The following is a 21,983-nucleotide window of genomic DNA, read 5'->3' on the forward strand; positions in this document are numbered from 1 at the left end:
AAATGATTTTGTTCGCAAAATCAAACAAGAGATATTTTTATCTCGTCAGTTTCAAAATGAGCTTATCGCTCTTTCTATAAACCAACTTCGGTTGGTCTTTAATGGAGAGTTTGATCCTGGCTCAGGACGAACGCTGGCGGCGTGCCTAATACATGCAAGTCGAGCGGGGTTGATTAGAAGCTTGCTTCTAATCAACCTAGCGGCGGACGGGTGAGTAACACGTAGGCAACCTGCCCACAAGACAGGGATAACTACCGGAAACGGTAGCTAATACCCGATACATCCTTTTCCTGCATGGGAGAAGGAGGAAAGACGGAGCAATCTGTCACTTGTGGATGGGCCTGCGGCGCATTAGCTAGTTGGTGGGGTAAAGGCCTACCAAGGCGACGATGCGTAGCCGACCTGAGAGGGTGATCGGCCACACTGGGACTGAGACACGGCCCAGACTCCTACGGGAGGCAGCAGTAGGGAATCTTCCGCAATGGGCGAAAGCCTGACGGAGCAACGCCGCGTGAGTGATGAAGGTTTTCGGATCGTAAAGCTCTGTTGCCAGGGAAGAACGTCTTGTAGAGTAACTGCTACAAGAGTGACGGTACCTGAGAAGAAAGCCCCGGCTAACTACGTGCCAGCAGCCGCGGTAATACGTAGGGGGCAAGCGTTGTCCGGAATTATTGGGCGTAAAGCGCGCGCAGGCGGCTCTTTAAGTCTGGTGTTTAATCCCGAGGCTCAACTTCGGGTCGCACTGGAAACTGGGGAGCTTGAGTGCAGAAGAGGAGAGTGGAATTCCACGTGTAGCGGTGAAATGCGTAGATATGTGGAGGAACACCAGTGGCGAAGGCGACTCTCTGGGCTGTAACTGACGCTGAGGCGCGAAAGCGTGGGGAGCAAACAGGATTAGATACCCTGGTAGTCCACGCCGTAAACGATGAATGCTAGGTGTTAGGGGTTTCGATACCCTTGGTGCCGAAGTTAACACATTAAGCATTCCGCCTGGGGAGTACGGTCGCAAGACTGAAACTCAAAGGAATTGACGGGGACCCGCACAAGCAGTGGAGTATGTGGTTTAATTCGAAGCAACGCGAAGAACCTTACCAGGTCTTGACATCCCTCTGACCGGTCTAGAGATAGGCCTTTCCTTCGGGACAGAGGAGACAGGTGGTGCATGGTTGTCGTCAGCTCGTGTCGTGAGATGTTGGGTTAAGTCCCGCAACGAGCGCAACCCTTATGCTTAGTTGCCAGCAGGTCAAGCTGGGCACTCTAAGCAGACTGCCGGTGACAAACCGGAGGAAGGTGGGGATGACGTCAAATCATCATGCCCCTTATGACCTGGGCTACACACGTACTACAATGGCCGGTACAACGGGAAGCGAAATCGCGAGGTGGAGCCAATCCTAGAAAAGCCGGTCTCAGTTCGGATTGTAGGCTGCAACTCGCCTACATGAAGTCGGAATTGCTAGTAATCGCGGATCAGCATGCCGCGGTGAATACGTTCCCGGGTCTTGTACACACCGCCCGTCACACCACGAGAGTTTACAACACCCGAAGTCGGTGGGGTAACCCGCAAGGGAGCCAGCCGCCGAAGGTGGGGTAGATGATTGGGGTGAAGTCGTAACAAGGTAGCCGTATCGGAAGGTGCGGCTGGATCACCTCCTTTCTATGGAGAATCGTTTCCTGAAATGGAAACATTCATTCAAATATGAAGCGTAAGCTTCAAAACTCAGGTTTAGGCCTGTTACTCACTCGTTGCTCAGTTTTGAGAGCTCAAACTCTCAAAAAAGCTGGTTATTTACAGCTTTGCACCTTGAAAACTGGATACCGAAACGAAATTGCGTTTTAGAATATTCCTTTAAGCTGATCTTGTGTAAACAAGTGAAATAAAGGTAGCAGGTAAGGAAAGATCTTTTGCCTTTGGCAAAAATCATTCTTTATCGAACATCGACATTTTCTTTCTTTGAAAGAAAAGTCTAGGTTAAGCTACAAAGAGCACACGGAGGATGCCTAGGCGCCAGGAGCCGACGAAGGACGTGGCGAACAACGATAAGGCCTCGGGGAGCTGTAAGCAAGCTTTGATCCGGGGATGTCCGAATGGGGAAACCCGGCTGTCTTCATCGACAGTCACTTTCTGCTGAATACATAGGCAGAATAGAGGCAGACCAGGGGAACTGAAACATCTAAGTACCCTGAGGAAGAGAAAACAATAGTGATTCCGTCAGTAGCGGCGAGCGAACGCGGATTAGCCCAAACCAAGGAGCTTGCTCCTTGGGGTTGTGGGACGTCTCACATGGAGTTACAAAGGAACCGGTTAGATGAAGAGGTCTGGAAAGGCCCGCCAGAGAAGGTAAAAGCCCTGTAGTTCAAAACTTGTTCTCTCCGAGACGGATCCCGAGTAGTGCGGGGCACGTGAAACCCCGTATGAATCCGGCAGGACCATCTGCCAAGGCTAAATACTCCCTGGCGACCGATAGTGAAGCAGTACCGTGAGGGAAAGGTGAAAAGCACCCCGGAAGGGGAGTGAAATAGATCCTGAAACCGTGTGCTTACAAGAAGTCAGAGCCCGATCTATGGGTGATGGCGTGCCTTTTGTAGAATGAACCGGCGAGTTACGTTCCCGTGCAAGGTTAAGGTGAAGAGCTGAAGCCGCAGCGAAAGCGAGTCTGAATAGGGCGATCTTTAGTACGTGGACGTAGACCCGAAACCGGGTGATCTACCCCTGTCCAGGGTGAAGGTGCGGTAACACGCACTGGAGGCCCGAACCCACGCATGTTGAAAAATGCGGGGATGAGGTGGGGGTAGCGGAGAAATTCCAATCGAACCCGGAGATAGCTGGTTCTCCCCGAAATAGCTTTAGGGCTAGCCTCGGAAAAAAGAATCGTGGAGGTAGAGCACTGATTGGGTGCGGGGCCCGCAAGGGTTACCAAGCTCAGTCAAACTCCGAATGCCATAGATTTAGTTCCGGGAGTCAGACAGTGAGTGCTAAGATCCATTGTCGAAAGGGAAACAGCCCAGACCATCAGCTAAGGTCCCCAAGTGTGTGTTAAGTGGGAAAGGATGTGGAGTTGCACAGACAACCAGGATGTTGGCTTAGAAGCAGCCACCATTGAAAGAGTGCGTAATAGCTCACTGGTCGAGTGACTCTGCGCCGAAAATGTAACGGGGCTAAACACACCACCGAAGCTATGGCTTGATGCAATGCATCAGGGGTAGGGGAGCGTTGAATGCGGGTTGAAGGTGTACCGTAAGGAGCGCTGGACTGCATTCAAGTGAGAATGCCGGTATGAGTAACGAAAAGATCTGTGAGAATCAGATCCGCCGAAAGCCTAAGGGTTCCTGAGGAAGGTTCGTCCGCTCAGGGTAAGTCGGGACCTAAGGCGAGGCCGATAGGCGTAGTCGAAGGACAACAGGTCGAAATTCCTGTACCACCGTAATCCGTTATGAGCAATGGGGTGACGCAGTAGGGTAGTGACGCGGACTGATGGATGTCCGTCTAAGCAGTGAGGCTGGTGTGTAGGCAAATCCGCACATCGTTAAGGCTGGGCTGTGATGGGGAGCGAAAATTGTAGTAGCGAAGGTCATGATCTCAGACTGCCAAGAAAAGCCTCTAGCCAGGAGAAGGTGCCCGTACCGCAAACCGACACAGGTAGGCGAGAAGAGAATTCTAAGGCGCGCGGAAGAACTCTCGTTAAGGAACTCGGCAAAATGACCCCGTAACTTCGGGAGAAGGGGTGCCTCGGTAGGGTGAATAGCCCGAGGGGGCCGCAGTGAAAAGGCCCAAGCGACTGTTTAGCAAAAACACAGGTCTGTGCGAAGCCGCAAGGCGAAGTATACGGGCTGACGCCTGCCCGGTGCTGGAAGGTTAAGGGGAGTGGTAAGCCTTCGGGCGAAGCTATGAACCGAAGCCCCAGTAAACGGCGGCCGTAACTATAACGGTCCTAAGGTAGCGAAATTCCTTGTCAGGTAAATTCTGACCCGCACGAATGGCGTAACGACTTGGGCGCTGTCTCAACGAGAGATCCGGTGAAATTTTAATACCTGTGAAGATGCAGGTTACCCGCGACAAGACGGAAAGACCCCATGGAGCTTTACTGCAGCTTGATATTGAATTTGGGTACGATCTGTACAGGATAGGTGGGAGCCGTTGAACCTTGAGCGCCAGCTTGAGAGGAGGCATCCTTGGGATACCACCCTGATCGTATCTAGGTTCTAACTTGGTACCGTGATCCGGTGCGAGGACAGTGTCAGGTGGGCAGTTTGACTGGGGCGGTCGCCTCCTAAAGAGTAACGGAGGCGCCCCAAGGTTCCCTCAGAATGGTTGGAAATCATTCGAAGAGTGCAAAGGCAGAAGGGAGCTTGACTGCGAGACCTACAAGTCGAGCAGGGACGAAAGTCGGGCTTAGTGATCCGGTGGTACCGCATGGAAGGGCCATCGCTCAACGGATAAAAGCTACCCTGGGGATAACAGGCTTATCTCCCCCAAGAGTCCACATCGACGGGGAGGTTTGGCACCTCGATGTCGGCTCATCGCATCCTGGGGCTGAAGTAGGTCCCAAGGGTTGGGCTGTTCGCCCATTAAAGCGGTACGCGAGCTGGGTTCAGAACGTCGTGAGACAGTTCGGTCCCTATCTGTCGTGGGCGTAGGAAATTTGAGAGGAGCTGTCCTTAGTACGAGAGGACCGGGATGGACGTACCGCTGGTGTACCAGTTGTTCCGCCAGGAGCACCGCTGGGTAGCTATGTACGGAAGGGATAAGCGCTGAAAGCATCTAAGCGTGAAGCCCCCCTCAAGATGAGATTTCCCAGTATGTAAGACCCCTTGAAGACGACGAGGTAGATAGGTTGGGGGTGGAAGTGCAGTAATGCATGGAGCTGACCAATACTAATCGGTCGAGGGCTTATCCTAAAATAAAACGCAAATAAGTTTCGGATCCAGTTTTCAGGGTGTAAGTTTTGTATTGTATAAGCTCAAGTAGCTTATATGAAACAAGCGAACACACAGCATTTGGCGATGCTGATTCCTGTTAAAGAATTTACGATGTAAATTCATGTTTGGTGGCGATAGCGGAGGGGTTCCACACGTACCCATCCCGAACACGACCGTTAAGCCCTCCAGCGCCGATGGTACTTGGACCGCAGGGTCCTGGGAGAGTAGGACGTCGCCAAGCAACAAACAAAAGAGACCATGATCTTCAGAAGATCATGGTCTCTTTTTTGCGTTAAAAGGCAGAGGGATTTTATTTAAAGTGAGTTTGTTATAAGTTCAACTGGATAAGTGGATATTAACTAGTAAATAAGAAGACGTTTTTAAAATAATTTAGTACCAGGTATTAGTATCTGGTGTTATAATGTGAATAAGGATTACAAAGGAGAGTGATCAGATTGTTGAATTCAAAAGCTAAGCTTACGGCCTTTGGCACTTATGTGCCTGAACGCATTTTGACAAACGCCGATTTGGAGAAGCTTGTGGACACTAGTGACGAGTGGATTGTACAAAGAACGGGTATGCGTGAAAGACGAATTGCGGCTGAAGATCAATATGTATCTGATTTATGTATACAAGCTATTACACGTATGATTAACCTGTATGACGTAAATATAAACGATGTTGAGATGATCATTGTAGCGACTAGTACACCTGATTACTACTTTCCAAGCACGGCTTCACGTATTCAGGCTCATTTTGATATTCCGAACACGGGGTCAATGGATATTAGTGCAGCATGTGCAGGTTTTTCCTATGGACTTCATTTGGCAAATGGCCTTATTACGAGTGGTCTGCATCGTAAGGTGCTAGTAGTGGGAGCCGAAACGTTGTCCAAAATTACAGATTATACGGATCGGACGACGTGTATACTTTTTGGAGACGGTGCAGGAGTTGCACTTGTTGAATATGACGAGGATGAAGGATCATTTTTAACTTCTGATATAGGTACTTATGGGCATGGGGGAGCACATCTTTACCGTGTGGGATTATCTGATCATTTGGATGGAGAGAAGCTGCAAGACCATGGATTTATTGCTCAAAATGGACGCGAGGTTTATAAATGGGCTGTTCGCTCTGTTCCAACGGGAATCGAACGATTATTGGATAAGGCAAATATGAAGAGGGAGGATCTTGACTGGTTTGTCCCTCATAGCGCTAATTTGAGAATGATCGAGTCCATATGTGAAAGAAGTACAGTACCTTTGGAAAAAACGCTGACCAGCGTAGAGTTGTATGGTAATACATCGGCGGCATCCATCCCGTTGGCTTTGCAGTGTGGTTTGGATGATGGACGTTTACGGTATGGACAACATTTATTGTTATATGGTTTTGGGGGAGGCCTCACCTATGCGGGTCTGCTATTAAAATGGAGTGTGCCTGATTTGTAAGTTATCCTAACTGATGTAGAAGCAATAGCAATAGTATGTAGGATCATGTTAATAAGAGCCGTTGGCATTAGAATTTATCGTAAGATGGCAGGATGGTATAATTAACACTATGAGAGAAAGGAGCGTAACATGAAGGTATTGGTATTGGCAGAAAAACCGTCCGTGGCCAGAGAGATTGCACGTGTGATGGGTAGCCGCGAGAAGCATAAAAGTTATATAGAAGGACCCCAGTACGTGGTGACGTGGGCACTGGGACATTTGGTCGGCTTAGCAGAGCCGGAGGATTACGATTCTAAGTATGCGACCTGGAATTTGGAGGACCTGCCTATTCTTCCGAAGAGTTCAAAGTTAAAGGTGCTGCGCGAAAGTAACCATCAGTTCAAAGCTGTGCAGCAGCTCATGAAGCGGCAGGACATTGGAGAGCTTATCGTGGCAACAGATGCTGCTCGTGAAGGAGAATTGTTGGCACGCTGGATCATCCAAATGGCAAACTGGAAAAAGCCCTTCCGGCGCTTATGGATCTCCTCGCAGACGGACAAGGCGATTAAGGCAGGTTTTGCAAAGCTATTGCCTGGTCAGCAGTTTGATCGTTTATATGAATCGGCTCGCTGTAGAGCTGAAGCAGACTGGATGATTGGTCTCAATGTAACTCGCGCGTTGACTTGTCGTTATAACGCCCAACTTTCGGCTGGAAGAGTGCAGACGCCAACGCTGGGGATGATTATGGAGCGTGAGAAAGAAATTACCGAATTCCGTTCTCAGGAATATGATACTTTGACGGCGGATTTCGGCGATTTTCAGGCAACTTGGCGGGCAGAGAGCGGGGATTCACGCATGTTTGACCGCACTCAAGCAGAGGCTTTGCGCCGCAGGCTTGAGGGGGCTAAAGGCACAGTTGCGAGTGTTAAAAAGAGCGAAAAGAACGAGCCTCACCCGCTAGCGTATGATTTAACGGAGCTGCAAAGAGATGCTAATCAGCGCTATGGCTTTTCGGCTAAACAAACGTCTAATCTGCTTCAGCGTCTGTATGAACAGCATAAGCTGGTGACCTATCCACGTACGGACAGCCGTTATCTGACATCCGATATGGTGGACACACTTAAGGAAAGGCTCAGTAGTGTAGCAGTAGGTCCATATGCTTTCTTGGCACGTCCGCTATTGCGTAACAACCTACCAATCACAAAGCGAATTGTGGATGACAGTAAAGTCACGGATCATCATGCGATTATTCCTACTGAGCAGACATTATTGCTTAATCAGTTGAGCCCAGAGGAACGTAAACTGTATGATCTGATTGCACGACGTTTTATCAGTCTATTCTATCCACCTGCACGTTATGATGCTGTAGCCGTATCAGTAACGGTGGAGCAGGAGACGTTTCAGGTAAAAGGCACAACGGTAAAAGATAGCGGATGGCGTGCTGTATATGACGCGAACCATTATGATATGGATGATGAAGAAGCAGAGGATCGGGAAAACAATGGACAAGGCGTTATTTTACCTGAGCTGCAAAAAGGAGATTCAGTCCGGTTACAACGTTGTCTTGTACGAGCTGGGCGAACGATGCCGCCGAAGCGGTATACAGAAGCAGCCCTGCTCGCTCAGATGGAAAAGCATGGACTGGGTACTCCTGCTACCCGTGCCGATCTGATTGAGAAGCTTGTCAGCTCGGATACGATTGAGCGTCAGGGGAACGTGATGCATCCCACAGGGAAAGGTAAGCAACTGATTGAACTGGCGGCTCCACAGCTTAGAACGCCCGAACTGACGGCACGTTGGGAAGCGGAGCTGGAACGGATTGCTCGTGGTCAAGGACAACCGGAACCGTTTTTGAATTCTATTCGTGCTATGGCGAAAGAGTTGGTTTCCACTGTAAAAAATAGCAGTGCGGAGTACAAGCCCCACAACGTGACGAATAGTCATTGTCCTGATTGTGGTACAAAGCTGTTGGAGAAGAAGGGGAAGAAAGGAAAGTTCCTTGTATGTCCAAGTGCGGATTGCGGTTACCGTCGTTCAGGGGAAAAACGTTTGTCCAATCGACGTTGTCCGCAGTGTCATAAGAAAATGGAAATGAAAGAGGGCAAGGCAGGGCTATATGTAAGATGCCTGCCCTGCGGCATTACTGAGACGTTGGATAATGACAAGCAGCGGGTAAACAAACGGGAACAGCAAAAGCTAGTAAGACAATTTGAAAAGCAGGAATCTTTTGGCTCCAGTTTGGGTGATTTGCTAAAAGCAGCGATGGAACAAAAGCAGGGCAAATAACGGATGACCAAAAGTGCTGTAGTCAACATAATCAGCAGGTATACGTCGGTATAAAAACGATCACTCCTTGGCATGGTAATCCGAGGAGGTGAGTATTTATGCCCAAGCATAAGTCGCTTAAAATCAATAATCAGCAAAATAAATCAAGTATTCTGGAGGAAGAAATCGCTCCTCATCCAGAGAAGCAAGCGAAATATCCTCCAAGCTTGAATGGGATTCCCAAACAGCAGTCTTGATGCTACATGGGAGGAACAACGAATTACTGTTTAAGACCAAGACGATTGGATATCAGATGAAATAGTTACTAATGCTAGAATTGTCTCGCAAAAAAAAGAAGCAGCAGTTACGGTGGTCAACCGTAATCGCTGCTTCTTTTTCATAATAAAGATGATCTATTTATTTGATTTGGGATGACTGCTTTTAGTATTCATTAAAAAAGGATTGAATTTGGTTAACATCGTGTGTTTGGGTCAAAGCAAGCATGAGCAAAATCCGTGCTTTTTGCGGATTAAGCGAATCGGTCGACACAAAGTTCGATGCCGCGTCTTTTGTTGACGGGGACACAACTCCACTTCCCACGCGGCTGGAGCGGGCAATGATCACTCCTTTTTTACCTGCGGCCTCTGCGCCCTCTGAGGAGGTCTTGGACAAGGAACCATTACCGGAACCAGCTACGACAATACCCTTGGCACCAGCTGCTACGGCTGCATCATATAGATAGCGACCATTGTTTTGATACTCGTATAAAATATCTACTTGCGGCAGTTGAGTCAGGTTAGAGATGTCGAATACAGAAGAAGTCGTATGCTTGTGCGTGGATTTGTTGTAGTAGTACACTTGATCACCCACAACAGCTCCAAGGTATCCCTGCTCCACAGACTTGAACGTATCGACTGCTGTTGTGTTTGTTTTAGTAATATATCTTGCTGCACCGATACGGTCGTTCAGCAGGACGAGTACACCCTGACCTTTAGAGGCCGAAGCCCCGGCGACTTTCACTGCATTATACAGGTTGAAGGGACCATCGGCACTGATGGCAGTAGCTGGACGCATAGAGCCAACGACAACTACTGGCTTATCGCTTTTGATAACAAGATTGAGGAAATAAGCGGTTTCTTCTAATGTATCTGTGCCATGTGTAATGACAATGCCGTCTACATCGTCTCTGGCAAGCAGTTCATTGGTACGTTTGGCAAGTTTTAAGAGGATCTCATTATTAACGTCGGGGCTACCTACATTAACAACTTGCTCACCACTGACATTTGCAATACTTTTCATCTCAGGAACGGCATTGATCAGAGTTTCCACACCTAACGCTCCTGCTTTGTAGCCGGTCGTATCCGTATTGACGGAAGATGATCCTGCAATGGTCCCTCCCGTGGCAAGTATTTTAATATTGGGTAAATGATTGGTTTGAGGATTTGCGGATTTGTCCGACGTTGTAGTGGCAGAAGTAGGTGCAGTTGTGCTGGTTGTAGCTGCTGCCGCAGCGTTGGCGGTAAATCCACCACTCCACAAGGTACTTCCGAGAATAAAGCTAGCCAACAGGGGAATCATCGTCATTTTTTTCATGTTAGTCATATAAAGCTCCTCTCCAATCTTAAACCTCAAATATTAATGATAGATTAACTGACAAATAATTTGTCGAATTACGTTAATATCACGAATTATAGGGTGTAAAATTGTTTTTAGTCAACACTTATGTTAGGGAATATGACTTTAGAACTTGTTTATTATAAATGTAATCGATTTCAAAAAAATATTTGCAAAAACAACAAGCAGATATCTCATAAGGAGTCTGCTTGCTGTTATTGTGGAAGCTAAACAACGGAGTTTACCTTGTACTCAATTCTCAGGAAAAGCTGCAAGGTTAAGTTGATACTATACGTTAATAACGTGGCTATACAGCTTAATACAGATTCCTTGATCAAGGATTGTTGGTATGCTGTTTTGTCGGCAAGCTGGCGCTGGGAGTTCCTTTTCCTCGTTTGCGGTTGCGTTCTGCCTTTTTTGCATTTTCTCGCAGCTTTTCAACGTATTCATGGGTGCTTTCCATCGTAGTCCCTCCTTTAAGACGAAATAGATGCACTCGGGGATCGCCCTTATGCCACCTTACTATTTCCGCAAAAGCACTATCCAAGTCAGGGGAGGCGTTGTTTCTGTAAAAGGGGTGGGGTTATAATGAGGGGGAGCGCTATATAAGGCCTAATCCTGAACTTGGTAGGTGTGCAAAAGGAGGAGAGACATTGCAGACAGGCTTGTTGGTATGGCTGCTGTTTATCAATGCAGTAGGCTATCTGGTAATGTCGGAAGATAAAAAGAGAGCACGTAAACATCGCGATCGTGTACCTGAACGGACGTTGTTTTTCCTGGCCCTGATCGGGGGAGCATTAGGCGTGCTAATTGCCATGTACCGTAAACGCCATAAAACACGGCATATGAGCTTCAGATTTGGTATTCCTGCGTTGCTATTCATGAACGCATTGCTGTATGGGTATTTTTTACGGTAAAGGGGAGGAGTTTAGGTTCTCATAGGGAAGTTTAATGATGAGTGAGAAGACTACTCCAGCCATCCAGTGATGACATGGCATGAACAACAGGACTACATATTTCAGGCTTTGGAATCAACAAACTGAATGAGGAAGAGGTGCGTATTATGCTATTTTCAAAAATATTGCTTGCTTATGACGGTTCGGATGCATCCAACAAGGCTTTGTTGAAGGCGACTGAATTGGTCAAGGCATCACCGTCCTCGCAGCTTGAGGTGGTAACAGCATTTGATTTTCCACGGATTTTTATGGGCGAAGGTTTGGCTCCTATTCCAGCTTCGGTGAATAAAGAATATTACGATTTGGCCGAACAAACTACGGATGAAGTTAAAAAGCGGCTTGCTGAGCAGGGCGTAGATGCCAAGGTGGAGCTCATTCAAGGTTCGCCAGCCGAAGTCATTTTGGATTATGCCAATGAGAATGACTTCGATGTGATTGTGATTGGTAGCCGCGGTTTAGGTGGTATCCGTGAATTCGTATTGGGTAGCGTAAGCCACAATGTGGTGCAGCATGCGCGTATTCCTGTGCTGGTCGTAAAATAACTGAATAAAAAAGTAAAAGTCGGTTTACTGCCTGTATAGGGAGTGCCGACTTTTATTTTTGTCAGTGAAATGCGGTGCGCTCGCTGTTATCAGGATAGGTGAGAGATAGCTAAATGTAATACAATAGTCCTGACCTATGGGTATATAAGGGTGTTGATTTTGTTAAACACGAACATTCTATTGTATGGTTATTATAATGTTCGTTTTCAAGTTGACATAAGGTGTAGGGAATTGTTAAACTAGGAAGTGTATTGTCGATAAAAAATGAACTTAAGGTGCAATTTAATAAGGTACACATGTTTGAGCCGAAACTGACCACGATCATACTTGTAAAGAATATCGTTGGGTATGGAATAGGCACAATGCTAACTCGTATAATGCCGGGGATATGGCCCGGAAGTTTCTACCTGGAAACCTTAAATTTCCGGACTACGGGAGACATACGGCTGAAGCCGCATTGGATGCGGTGGAAGAGGCTTGCTTTTGGCATGCCTTTAAGAGGCTCTGTCGTTTGTTTTTTCGTAGTCCGGTGTCTTGAAAATAACGTTATTTTCGAGTGCCGGATTTTTGGCGCTTATTGATAAACAGGGAGTGAAGGACATGTCAGTGCAGGTCGCTGTCATTATGGGCAGCACATCAGACTGGGACACCATGCAGCATGCATGTGCTGTGCTGGACGAGCTTGAAATCGGATATGAGAAAAAAGTAGTTTCAGCCCATCGTACACCGGATTTAATGTTTCGTTTTGCAGAAGAGGCCGCCGGGCGTGGACTAAAGGTCATTATTGCTGGAGCGGGTGGGGCTGCGCATCTGCCAGGGATGGTGGCTGCGAAGACATCCTTGCCGGTCATTGGTGTGCCTGTTCAGTCGAAGGCTCTGAACGGTCTGGACTCCCTGCTCTCCATTGTGCAGATGCCGGGTGGTATTCCGGTTGCCACTGTGGCAATCGGTAAGGCAGGTGCTACGAATGCAGGGCTGCTGGCAACACAAATATTAGGCGCTTTTGACGAAAAGATAAGCCAGCGGGTTTTGGCGAGACGCGACCGTATCCGTGATGAGGTGCTGGAAGGCAGTGACTCGCTATGAATGGGGCATGTGAACCCACAGGCCGTATCAGACCTCCTGGTACAACGATTGGACTTTTGGGAGGCGGGCAATTAGGAAGAATGCTTGTACTGGCGGGAACCAGTCTAGGATATCGCTTTGTGACACTGGACCCTACACCGGATAGCCCATGTGGACAGGTGTCAGAACAAATCCGCGCTGCCTATGATGATGAGCATGCAGCCAGAGAGCTGGCTGAGCGGTGCGATGTGATCACGTATGAGTTTGAAAATGTGGACGCGGGTGTGGCTGCACTTTTGGAACAGGAATCCAGCGTTCCGCAAGGCAGCAGTCTTTTGTACACAACCCAGCATCGTCTGAGAGAGAAGCGTTCTATTGAAGCTGCTGGTGTCCCTGTCGCTCCGTATCGTGAAATCAGTAGTCCTGCGGATATGGTTCAAGCGGTAGCTGAACTGGGTGTACCGTGTGTGCTCAAGACAGCAGTCGGTGGTTATGATGGCAAGGGACAAGTGGTCATTCGCCAACCGGAGGAAGCCACGGCTGCCTACGAACAACTGGCAGGAGGCGGTGCAGAACTGGTATTGGAACAGTTCATTCGTTTTCGCTGCGAAATCTCGGTGATTGTAGCTCGCAGCACGAACGGTGAAGCCAAAGCCTTTCCACCTGCCGAAAACATTCACGTGAACAATATTTTGCACACGTCGATTGTGCCTGCGCGTGTGCCAGAACCTGTCCAGGAGGAAGCGCGAAAGTTAGCGCTGGCTGTGGCAGAGTCGCTGGGTGCGGTGGGACTGCTCGCTGTGGAGATGTTTGTCACCGAAGATGGACAATTGTACGTTAATGAGTTGGCACCACGACCGCATAACTCCGGCCATTACACGATGGAGGGATGCGCGACGTCGCAATTCGAGCAGCACATACGTGCGATTTGCGGTTTACCCTTGGGCAGCACGAAGCTGCTGACTTCCGTCGTGATGGTCAATGTGTTAGGTGAGCATTTGGAGGGCGTGGTTCGGCGGTTTGCGCAATCGGATGTTGAAGCTGAAAGATTGGATGTTGTACCCAAGCTGCATTTGTATGGAAAAAGTGAAGCCAAGCCAGGCCGAAAGATGGGACATATTAATCTATTGTGCCAGGATGCGGAACAAGCGCTGGAATGGATTGAACAAACCAATATTTGGGGGAATAAATAGTCATGATCGAACGCTATAGCAGACCGGAAATGAGAGCCATTTGGACGGAAGAAAATAAATTTAAAGCGTGGCTGGAAGTAGAGCTGTGTGCCTGTGAAGCTTGGGCGGAATTAGGGGTTATCCCAAAAGAGGATACTGTGGCTCTGCGTAAGAATGCAAGTTTTGATATTGAACGGATCTATGAAATTGAGCAGGAGACAAGACATGATGTCATTGCTTTTACCCGCACGGTGTCCGAAAGTCTTGGAGACGAGCGCAAATGGGTACATTATGGTTTGACTTCCACAGACGTAGTTGATACGGCACTGGGCTACCTGTTAAAGCAGGCGAATGAAATCCTGGAGCGCGATATCTTGAATTTTATTGAAATTTTGAAGGAAAAGGCATTGGCTTACAAGCATACACCGATGATGGGACGTACACACGGAGTACATGCTGAGCCAACAACGTTTGGACTGAAGATGGGATTGTGGTACGAGGAAATGAAGCGCAATCTGGAACGCTTTCGTTTTGCGGCTGACCAAGTACAATACGGTAAAATGTCCGGTGCAGTGGGAACATATGCCAACATTGACCCGGCTGTAGAAGAATTTGTATGCCGCAAGCTGGGCACCAAGCCTGCACCGATTTCTACACAGACGCTACAGCGCGACCGTCATGCCGAATACATGGCAACATTGGCGTTGATCGCCACATCATTGGACAAATTTGCTACAGAAGTCCGTGCTCTGCAAAAGAGTGAGTTCCGCGAGGTGGAAGAAGCCTTTGCCAAGGGTCAAAAAGGATCTTCCGCGATGCCGCATAAACGCAATCCGATCGGAAGTGAAAACATCTCCGGTCTGGCACGCGTGATTCGTGGGCATATGGTATCGGCGTATGAGAACGTAACCCTGTGGCATGAACGCGACATTTCGCATTCTTCCGTAGAACGCATCATTCTGCCGGATGCAACGATGCTGTTGAACTACATGCTGAACCGTTTTGGTAATATCGTAAAAAATCTGACGGTCTTCCCTGAAAATATGAAGCGCAATATGGCCCGTACGTACGGCGTACCGTTCTCCGGTCGTATTATGACCAAGCTGATCGACAAAGGCTTTAGTCGTGAAAAAGCTTACGATACTGTGCAGCCGCGTGCTATGCAGGCGTGGGAAGAGCAACGCCAATTCCGCGAAATCGTCGAGACGACCCCGGAAATTACTGCCGTGCTCAGCGCAGACGAAATCGAGGACGCGTTCAACCCAGCCTGGCATCTGAAGAACGTGGATACGATCTTCAAAAAGCTGGGATTAGGGGAGTAGGAGGGAATGTTGGTGCGTGGTGAGGCCGCTGCGCGAACGGATCATTCTTCCGATTGCTGTTGCCCCTGGATTCCTGTGATTGTATAAGACCAGATATTGGTTGGAATCCAGAGGCAAAGGCAAGCGCTAACGCTTCTCCAGAACGATTCCGTCCGCTCCGCTGCTTCCAGCACCAACCTTCATGAGGGAGCAGAACTAGGGGTGGTGCGACACATAAGATGCCGCACCACCCCGAAGAACGATAGAAAAGCGTGTTCCACTGCTTTTCTATCGCAGGCAACGTTCTCGTGAGGGCTGCCGAATTTGCGTAGCAAACAGCCCGCGGCCCTCACGAGCACGCGCAGGCTCAAGAAGCGAAGCCTTGAGCCACCGTATCCGTGCGCATGCGTAGCATATGCGCACAACAGGCGAAGCCCAATGCTCGCTGCACGGCATGCCGAGCTACGGCCACGGGCAGAATGGTTTGGCGGTATGTAGACGCTGAACCACGATTGAGCTGTAAGCGGCATAAAACTTGTCGCTTAGAGTCGGAAGCGTGAATACATTGTTAATACGTAAAAACGTCGATCTGTACTAACGTAAAAGCGTTGCTGGATGAGGGCTTGTGCCAACAAGCCTTCATCCAGCGGAACGCGCTCACTCCACCGTAGCTCCAGTAACCCGCCATCCCCTGCTCACTAGCCAACCCTTGCGGGAGTCCCGAGGGCAGCAGCCCTGGGGGTCCTCCCTGAGGGGAGGATTTAGGAGGGGCAAGGTTGATTTAGGAGCGGTAATACTCTTTTGAAAGAGGTGTAATGAAATGTCATTGTCTACTGCCGAAGGTCTGATCCATGCGCCGCTCTTGTACAAAGGCAAGGTGCGTGAACTGTATGATCTCGGAGAGCATTTTCTGATTGTCGTGACGGACCGAATTTCGGCTTTTGATTATGTGTTAGAGCCGCCCGTGCCCGAAAAGGGGAACGTGCTGAATAAGCTCAGCGCTTTCTGGTTTGAGCAGACGAAAGACTTGTTGGAAAACCATGTCGTGCACACCGATGTGAACAAGCTCGGGCATGTGATCGACGAACAGAATAAAGAGTTGCTGAAGGACCGTATCATGGTCACGCTGAAGGCTGAACGCATCGACATTGAGTGTGTGGTGCGCGGATATATTACCGGAGGCGGCTGGCGTCAGTATGAGCAGAACGGTGAGGTGAACGGCATTCCATTGCCAGAGGGACTGCGTAAAAATGAGCGCTTTCCCAAGCCTTTATTTACACCGGCTGCAAAAAATGATGTTGGACACGACGAGGACATTTCTCTCCATCAGATGAAAGAGCTGGTCGGGGTTGAATTGACAGGCGAGCTTGAAGAAAAAAGCCTGGCGTTGTACGAATTTGCACGTGCTTTCTGTGAGAAGCGGGGGATTATTTTAGCCGATTGCAAGTTTGAGTTTGGTCTTGTTAACGGTAAGGTGATTTTGATTGACGAAATTTTCACTCCAGATTCATCCCGTTTTTGGGCTCAGGAAAAGTATGAGCTGGATGTTGAGATTGACAGCATGGACAAGGAGCCGGTACGAAGCTATTTGGCATCATCCGGTTGGGACAAGAATAGCAAGCCCGATCCGTTGCCTGCTGAGGTCGTAGAAGAAACAACTGCAAGATATACGGATATTTGGCGGCGTCTGACGGCACAGTAAATAGTAATCATAATTCAACCAAAAGGATTCACTCATTCGGAGGAGGAACTGAAGGAACATGATGAAAGCAACAGTCTATGTCACGATTAAGCAAAGCGTTTTGGACCCGCAGGGGGTTGCGGTGCAAGGCGCACTGCATTCTATGGGTTTCGGAGAAGTGGACAGCGTCAGAATTGGTAAGTATATGGAATTGAATCTGGATACAACAGACCGCGAGAGTGCTGAAAAGCGCATCATTGAGATGTGCGAAAAGCTGTTGGCCAACACGGTCATTGAAGACTACCGCTACGAACTGGAGGGCTGATTCCATGAAATTTGCAGTTCTGGTTTTTCCGGGCTCCAACTGTGATATTGACTGCTATAAGGCGGTAGAGGACACGGTCGGTGAACCTGTCGATTATGTTTGGCATACTGCGACGGATCTGTCGCCTTATGATTGTATTCTTGTTCCAGGAGGCTTCTCTTACGGGGATTACCTGCGTTGCGGCGCGATTTCCCGGTTTGCTCCGGTGATGAAGGAAGTAGCCAAAGCGGCTGCTGAGGGGAAATACATTTTAGGTATCTGTAACGGTTTTCAAATTCTGACTGAAGCTGGGCTGTTGCCAGGCGCTTTGCGCCGTAATCTGTCGATGAAATTCCGTTGCCATGATACGGTGTTGAAGGTTGCGAATAACCAAACACCTTTTACAAAAGATTACGCTGCTGGTGAAGAGATCGTCATTCCGATCGCCCACGGCGAAGGCAACTATTACTGTGATGATGAGACGCTGGCTCGCTTGCAGGCGAATAACCAGATCGTATTTACGTATAGAGATAATCCAAACGGTTCCGTGACGGATATCGCAGGGATTTGTAATGAACAAGGAAACGTGCTGGGCATGATGCCTCATCCGGAACGCGCGGTGGACGCATTGCTCGGAACGGATGACGGCAAACGTATGTTTACATCTATTTTGAATGCTTGGAGGGATCGACATGGCGCAGCAAGTGTCCGCTAAGGAACCGACGGCAGAGCAGGTTGCCGAACATAAACTGTATCAGCAGATGGGTGTATCGGACAGTGAATATGCGTTGATCTGTGAATTCATGGGACGTCAGCCGAATTATACGGAGATTGGCGTATTCAGTGTCATGTGGTCAGAGCATTGTGCTTACAAAAACTCTAAGCCGTTGCTGCGTCGTTTTCCAACGAGCGGTCCGCGAGTTCTGATGGGACCCGGCGAGGGCGCAGGCATTGTAGATATCGGTGACAATCAAGCGGTTGTATTTAAAATCGAAAGTCATAACCATCCGTCGGCTGTGGAGCCTTTTCAAGGGGCAGCGACTGGGGTAGGCGGTATCATCCGTGATATTTTCTCCATGGGTGCAAGACCTGTCGCGGTGTTGAACTCTCTGCGTTTTGGGAAGCTGGAGAGCGACCGTGTGAAATATTTGTTCGAGCATGTGGTATCTGGTATTGCGGGATATGGGAACTGTATCGGTATTCCGACTGTAGGTGGCGAGGTTGTATTTGATGAAAGCTACGAAGGCAATCCGCTCGTTAATGCAATGTGTGTCGGACTGATTGACCATGATAAAATCCAGCGTGGTGTTGCTAAAGGGGTCGGTAATCCAGTGTTCTATGTGGGCCCGCCGACAGGTCGTGATGGGATTCACGGAGCGACATTCGCATCGGTTGAACTGACAGAAGAATCTGAAGCGAACCGGACTGCGGTTCAAGTAGGCGATCCTTTTATGGAGAAGCTGGTTATGGAATCCTGTCTGGAACTGATCGACAGCGGTATTGTGCTGGGTATTCAGGATATGGGTGCCGCAGGACTTACCTGCTCCAGCGCGGAGATGGCGAGCAAGGCTGGCAACGGCCTGGAGCTGTATCTGGATCAGGTACCGCAGCGTGAAGAGGGTATGACACCTTATGAAATGATGCTGTCCGAATCACAGGAACGGATGCTGTTCGTAGTAGAGCCTAAGGATGAAGCACAGGCACTGGAAATTTTCGAGCGTTGGGGTGTTATTTGTGCCAAGGTCGGTAAAGTGACGGATGACGGTCGTTTGCGTTTGTTCCATCACAATGAAGTGGTCGGAGATATGCCAGTGACGGCGCTGGTTGACGAGTGTCCGATTTATGACAAGCCTTCCGAAGTCCCTGCTTATTATGAGCAAAATGCTGCTATTGACACACTTCGTTACGCTGAAGTGACGGATTTGAACGGTGCGTTGAAAAAGGTGCTGTCTTCACCAAGTGTAGCCAGTAAGAAATGGGTATACGAGCAGTATGACTACATGGTTCGCACGAGTACAGCCGTTCGTCCGGGATCGGATGCAGCTGTAGTGACTGTGCGCGGAACTCGTAAGGGACTCGCCATGACGACAGATTGTAACGGACGTTATGTATACCTTGATCCAGAGGTAGGTGGACGGATTGCAGTCAGCGAAGCAGCGCGTAACATTGTATGCTCCGGCGGCGAGCCGTTGGCGATTACGGATAACCTGAACTTCGGTAACCCTGAAAAGCCGGATATTTTCTGGCAAATGGAAAAAGCCGTGGACGGTATGGCAGAGGCTTGCCGTGTACTGGATACACCTGTTATCGGGGGCAATGTCAGCTTGTACAATGAAAATGCTAAAGGCTCCATCTATCCGACGCCTGTTGTCGGTATGGTAGGTCTGGTACATGATACAGATCACATTACGACACAAGGCTTCAAAGCCGAAGGTGATGTAATTTTCCTAGTGGGGGAAACGAAGGCCGAGCTGGGAGGCAGTGAGTTCCAAGCTGTCGTACACGGTGTATCCGAGGGACGCCCACCTGAGCTGGATTTGAACGTAGAGAAAAAACTGCTGACTGCGGTACTGGGAGCGATTCAGACCGGATTGGTACAATCTGCGCATGATTTGGCAGAGGGCGGATTGGCTGTAGCGCTTGCAGAATCCGGGATTAGCGGCGGATTGGGAGCACAGGTCAACGTAGAAACGAGCTTGCGTCCTGACCATGCGTTGTTTAGCGAAACTCAATCCCGTATTTTGTTATCTGCATCGCCGGATAAAGCGTCTGCTCTGGAAGCACATCTGCGTGGTTTGGAAGTGCCAGTTACCGTATTAGGAAAAGTTGAAGGATCACAATTGACAGTTGAGGTGAACGGACAACCCGCTTTGAACGAGGCAGTCGCCAGTTTGAAGCAAATCTGGGAGGATGTCATTCCATGTCTGATGAAATAACAGCACGGACGTTGTGGACTGGAGATTATTATAATGAAGGCTCTGGTAAAGAGGGGCTGTTTGATAAATTAAAAGAGGAATGCGGCGTGTTTGGAGTATATAGACACTCCGATGCCGCTTCCCTAGCATATTACGGATTGCATGCACTCCAGCATCGCGGGGAGGAAAGTGCGGGCATCTGTGTGAGCAGTGGCGACGAGTTCCATTATCATCGTGGAATGGGGCTTGTAAAAGAAGTATTCAATAAAGATTTGATGGCTTCGCTGACAGGCGATATTGCCATAGGACATGTGCGCTACTCGACAAGTGGAGACAGTAAGCTAACGAATGCACAGCCTTTGGTGTTTAAGTATCGTGATGGGGATCTAGCGGTAGCTACGAACGGGAATATCGTGAATGCTTTGCAAATCCGGCATGAGCTGGAGCAGGGCGGGTCTATTTTTCAAACGACCAGCGATACAGAAGTAGTGGCGCATTTGATCGCACGATCGTCCAAGGATTTGGTGGAGGCTGCCAAAGATGCATTGAAGCGTATTGTCGGCGGATTTGCTTTTCTCATTATGACCAACGATAAACTGCTGGTCGCTTCTGATCCCAATGGCTTGCGTCCGTTGACGATGGGCAGATTAGGTGATGCATATTTGTTTGCCTCCGAAACCTGTGCTTTGGAAACGATTGGAGCAGAGCTGTTGCGCGATATCGAGCCGGGTGAACTGTTGGTGTTGGACAAAAATGGTCTGCACGAAGACCGTTACAGTGAAGGCAAGCATCGTAAAGCACTGTGCGCGATGGAATATATTTATTTTGCCCGTCCTGACAGTGATTTGAATGGTTCTAATCTTCATGCTGCACGCAAAAGAATGGGGAGCCAGATGGCGCTGGAAGCTTTTGTCGATGCGGATCTGGTGACAGGAGTGCCGGATTCCAGTATTTCGGCTGCGATTGGTTATGCAGAGCAGACAGGTATTCCTTATGAGCTGGGTATGATTAAAAATAAATACACTGGACGTACCTTCATTCAGCCGAGTCAGGAGCTACGCGAGCAGGGTGTGAAAATGAAGCTGAGCGCTGTACGCCGTGTTGTTGAAGGTAAACGAGTCATTATGATCGACGATTCTATCGTACGGGGCACTACATCCCGTCGAATCGTGAATATGCTGCGGGATGCAGGGGCACTGGAGGTACATGTACGTATTACCTCACCGCCTTTCAAAAACCCGTGCTTCTATGGCATCGACACGCCGGATCGCCGGGAACTGATCGCTTCGTCCAAAACCGTCGAGGAAATTCGTGAGGAAATTAACGCCGATTCGCTCTACTTTATGAGCGCCGAGGGTTTGATTGCCGCTGTAGGAGGATATAACGAACAGGATTACAAAGGCGGCTTGTGCCTAGCCTGTTTCGATAATGATTACCCGACTCAGGTAGATTTCAAAGGTGAAGAAAAGTTCGGATGTAGTTGTTGAGAAAAGGGAACAAAAGAAGCACAGTGGTGCATGGCAGGAATGGGGATGTCGGTTTTGAGGGGGCCACTCCGCGTGTGGAAGGTTCTTCCGATCGCTGTTGCCGCTGGATTCCTGGATTGGAATAACCCATTACAGGGTTAGAATCCAGCGGCAAAGGCGAACGCTTTCGCTTCTCCAGAATCCTTCCACCCGCTCCGTTCCTCAGGTGTGCAGCATTTTGCAGCAGTGACTGTACCTCTTCTGTTCCCACGGGGAAGAGGATAGGTAAGGCAGTTAAAAACTCATGGCATAACTATTTCATGCCATGAGTTTTTAACGGAGCGGTGACTCACAAAAA

15 protein-coding genes, 3 rRNA genes and 1 riboswitch are annotated in these 21,983 nt (G+C 49.0%); of the genes, 16 read left to right on the top strand and 2 right to left on the bottom strand.

Annotated elements, in window-relative coordinates; all coding sequences use genetic code 11:
* The first annotated feature begins 98 nt into the window (after window positions 1–98).
* From MKY24_RS04105 to MKY24_RS04130, 6 genes are all read left to right on the top strand, one after another.
* A 16S ribosomal RNA gene (locus tag MKY24_RS04105) occupies window positions 99–1,654 on the top strand.
* Window positions 1,655–1,967: 313 nt separating this feature from the next.
* Window positions 1,968–4,896, top strand: a 23S ribosomal RNA gene (locus MKY24_RS04110).
* 145 nt (window positions 4,897–5,041) lie between these two features.
* Window positions 5,042–5,158, top strand: a 5S ribosomal RNA gene (gene rrf / locus MKY24_RS04115).
* The 16S, 23S and 5S rRNA genes sit together here, the layout of an rRNA operon.
* A gap of 214 nt (window positions 5,159–5,372) precedes the next feature.
* On the top strand, window positions 5,373–6,365 hold the full coding sequence (locus MKY24_RS04120) for a ketoacyl-ACP synthase III (RefSeq protein WP_339201452.1): 993 nt from the start codon (window positions 5,373–5,375) through the stop codon (window positions 6,363–6,365).
* Between the two features lie 129 nt (window positions 6,366–6,494).
* Complete coding sequence (locus MKY24_RS04125) at window positions 6,495–8,630, top strand: DNA topoisomerase III (protein ID WP_339201453.1); 2,136 nt, start codon at window positions 6,495–6,497, stop codon at window positions 8,628–8,630.
* Between the two features lie 98 nt (window positions 8,631–8,728).
* On the top strand, window positions 8,729–8,866 hold the full coding sequence (locus MKY24_RS04130; RefSeq protein ID WP_023987042.1) for a hypothetical protein: 138 nt from the start codon (window positions 8,729–8,731) through the stop codon (window positions 8,864–8,866).
* Window positions 8,867–9,050: 184 nt separating this feature from the next.
* Here the strand turns inward: MKY24_RS04130 and MKY24_RS04135 are convergent, their stop codons facing one another.
* A complete protein-coding gene (locus tag MKY24_RS04135; protein WP_339201454.1) occupies window positions 9,051–10,211 on the bottom strand; it encodes a type II asparaginase in 1,161 nt (386 codons plus the stop codon).
* A 346-nt stretch (window positions 10,212–10,557) separates the two neighbouring features.
* Entirely contained in the window at window positions 10,558–10,686 is a 129-nt protein-coding gene (locus tag MKY24_RS04140) for a DUF4023 family protein (RefSeq protein WP_023987044.1), read from the bottom strand.
* A gap of 190 nt (window positions 10,687–10,876) precedes the next feature.
* Here MKY24_RS04140 and MKY24_RS04145 point away from each other — a divergent pair, with 190 nt between their 5' ends.
* The 10 genes from MKY24_RS04145 (at window position 10,877) to purF (ending at window position 21,646) form a co-directional block, all read left to right on the top strand.
* Window positions 10,877–11,140 carry a DUF1294 domain-containing protein gene (locus MKY24_RS04145; RefSeq protein WP_339201455.1) on the top strand — a complete coding sequence of 88 codons (264 nt, stop codon included), beginning with the start codon at window positions 10,877–10,879 and terminating at the stop codon, window positions 11,138–11,140.
* A 146-nt stretch (window positions 11,141–11,286) separates the two neighbouring features.
* Window positions 11,287–11,721, top strand: coding sequence for a universal stress protein (locus MKY24_RS04150; protein ID WP_023987046.1), 435 nt, complete (start codon window positions 11,287–11,289; stop codon window positions 11,719–11,721).
* A gap of 350 nt (window positions 11,722–12,071) precedes the next feature.
* Window positions 12,072–12,173, top strand: a riboswitch (purine riboswitch).
* A 148-nt stretch (window positions 12,174–12,321) separates the two neighbouring features.
* Window positions 12,322–12,807, top strand: coding sequence for a 5-(carboxyamino)imidazole ribonucleotide mutase (gene purE, locus MKY24_RS04155; protein ID WP_160789755.1), 486 nt, complete (start codon window positions 12,322–12,324; stop codon window positions 12,805–12,807).
* A complete protein-coding gene (gene purK / locus MKY24_RS04160; RefSeq protein ID WP_279835296.1) occupies window positions 12,804–13,979 on the top strand; it encodes a 5-(carboxyamino)imidazole ribonucleotide synthase in 1,176 nt (391 codons plus the stop codon). Before purE ends, purK begins: the two co-directional genes overlap by 4 nt.
* A gap of 2 nt (window positions 13,980–13,981) precedes the next feature.
* Window positions 13,982–15,280, top strand: coding sequence for an adenylosuccinate lyase (gene purB, locus MKY24_RS04165; RefSeq protein ID WP_028541984.1), 1,299 nt, complete (start codon window positions 13,982–13,984; stop codon window positions 15,278–15,280).
* A gap of 799 nt (window positions 15,281–16,079) precedes the next feature.
* Window positions 16,080–16,961 (top strand): phosphoribosylaminoimidazolesuccinocarboxamide synthase, encoded by an 882-nt coding sequence (locus MKY24_RS04170; protein ID WP_025719826.1) that lies wholly within the window; start codon window positions 16,080–16,082, stop codon window positions 16,959–16,961.
* 58 nt (window positions 16,962–17,019) lie between these two features.
* Window positions 17,020–17,265 (top strand): phosphoribosylformylglycinamidine synthase subunit PurS, encoded by a 246-nt coding sequence (purS, locus tag MKY24_RS04175; RefSeq protein ID WP_013308797.1) that lies wholly within the window; start codon window positions 17,020–17,022, stop codon window positions 17,263–17,265.
* Between the two features lie 4 nt (window positions 17,266–17,269).
* Window positions 17,270–17,959, top strand: coding sequence for a phosphoribosylformylglycinamidine synthase subunit PurQ (gene purQ, locus MKY24_RS04180; RefSeq protein ID WP_023987050.1), 690 nt, complete (start codon window positions 17,270–17,272; stop codon window positions 17,957–17,959).
* Window positions 17,937–20,180, top strand: coding sequence for a phosphoribosylformylglycinamidine synthase subunit PurL (purL, locus tag MKY24_RS04185; protein ID WP_023987051.1), 2,244 nt, complete (start codon window positions 17,937–17,939; stop codon window positions 20,178–20,180). The genes purQ and purL overlap by 23 nt, the downstream gene beginning before the upstream one ends.
* Entirely contained in the window at window positions 20,165–21,646 is a 1,482-nt protein-coding gene (gene purF / locus MKY24_RS04190; protein ID WP_023987052.1) for an amidophosphoribosyltransferase, read from the top strand. The genes purL and purF overlap by 16 nt, the downstream gene beginning before the upstream one ends.
* Window positions 21,647–21,983 lie beyond the last annotated feature (337 nt).

This window comes from Paenibacillus sp. FSL P2-0322 (genome assembly GCF_037975315.1).
Lineage (GTDB): Bacteria > Bacillota > Bacilli > Paenibacillales > Paenibacillaceae > Paenibacillus > Paenibacillus polymyxa_B.

Bases quoted from the DNA above. Each gene is read 5' to 3' on its own strand.
- MKY24_RS04130 (WP_023987042.1), top strand. From the start codon at position 8,729: ATGCCCAAGCATAAGTCGCTTAAAATCAATAATCAGCAAAATAAATCA.
- purL (WP_023987051.1), top strand. From the start codon at position 17,937: ATGGCGCAGCAAGTGTCCGCTAAGGAACCGACGGCAGAGCAGGTTGCC.
- purK (WP_279835296.1), top strand. From the start codon at position 12,804: ATGAATGGGGCATGTGAACCCACAGGCCGTATCAGACCTCCTGGTACA.
- MKY24_RS04140 (WP_023987044.1), bottom strand. From the start codon at position 10,686: ATGGAAAGCACCCATGAATACGTTGAAAAGCTGCGAGAAAATGCAAAA.
- MKY24_RS04170 (WP_025719826.1), top strand. From the start codon at position 16,080: ATGTCATTGTCTACTGCCGAAGGTCTGATCCATGCGCCGCTCTTGTAC.
- MKY24_RS04135 (WP_339201454.1), bottom strand. From the start codon at position 10,211: ATGACTAACATGAAAAAAATGACGATGATTCCCCTGTTGGCTAGCTTT.
- MKY24_RS04125 (WP_339201453.1), top strand. From the start codon at position 6,495: ATGAAGGTATTGGTATTGGCAGAAAAACCGTCCGTGGCCAGAGAGATT.
- purB (WP_028541984.1), top strand. From the start codon at position 13,982: ATGATCGAACGCTATAGCAGACCGGAAATGAGAGCCATTTGGACGGAA.
- purQ (WP_023987050.1), top strand. From the start codon at position 17,270: ATGAAATTTGCAGTTCTGGTTTTTCCGGGCTCCAACTGTGATATTGAC.
- MKY24_RS04150 (WP_023987046.1), top strand. From the start codon at position 11,287: ATGCTATTTTCAAAAATATTGCTTGCTTATGACGGTTCGGATGCATCC.
- purS (WP_013308797.1), top strand. From the start codon at position 17,020: ATGATGAAAGCAACAGTCTATGTCACGATTAAGCAAAGCGTTTTGGAC.
- purE (WP_160789755.1), top strand. From the start codon at position 12,322: ATGTCAGTGCAGGTCGCTGTCATTATGGGCAGCACATCAGACTGGGAC.
- purF (WP_023987052.1), top strand. From the start codon at position 20,165: ATGTCTGATGAAATAACAGCACGGACGTTGTGGACTGGAGATTATTAT.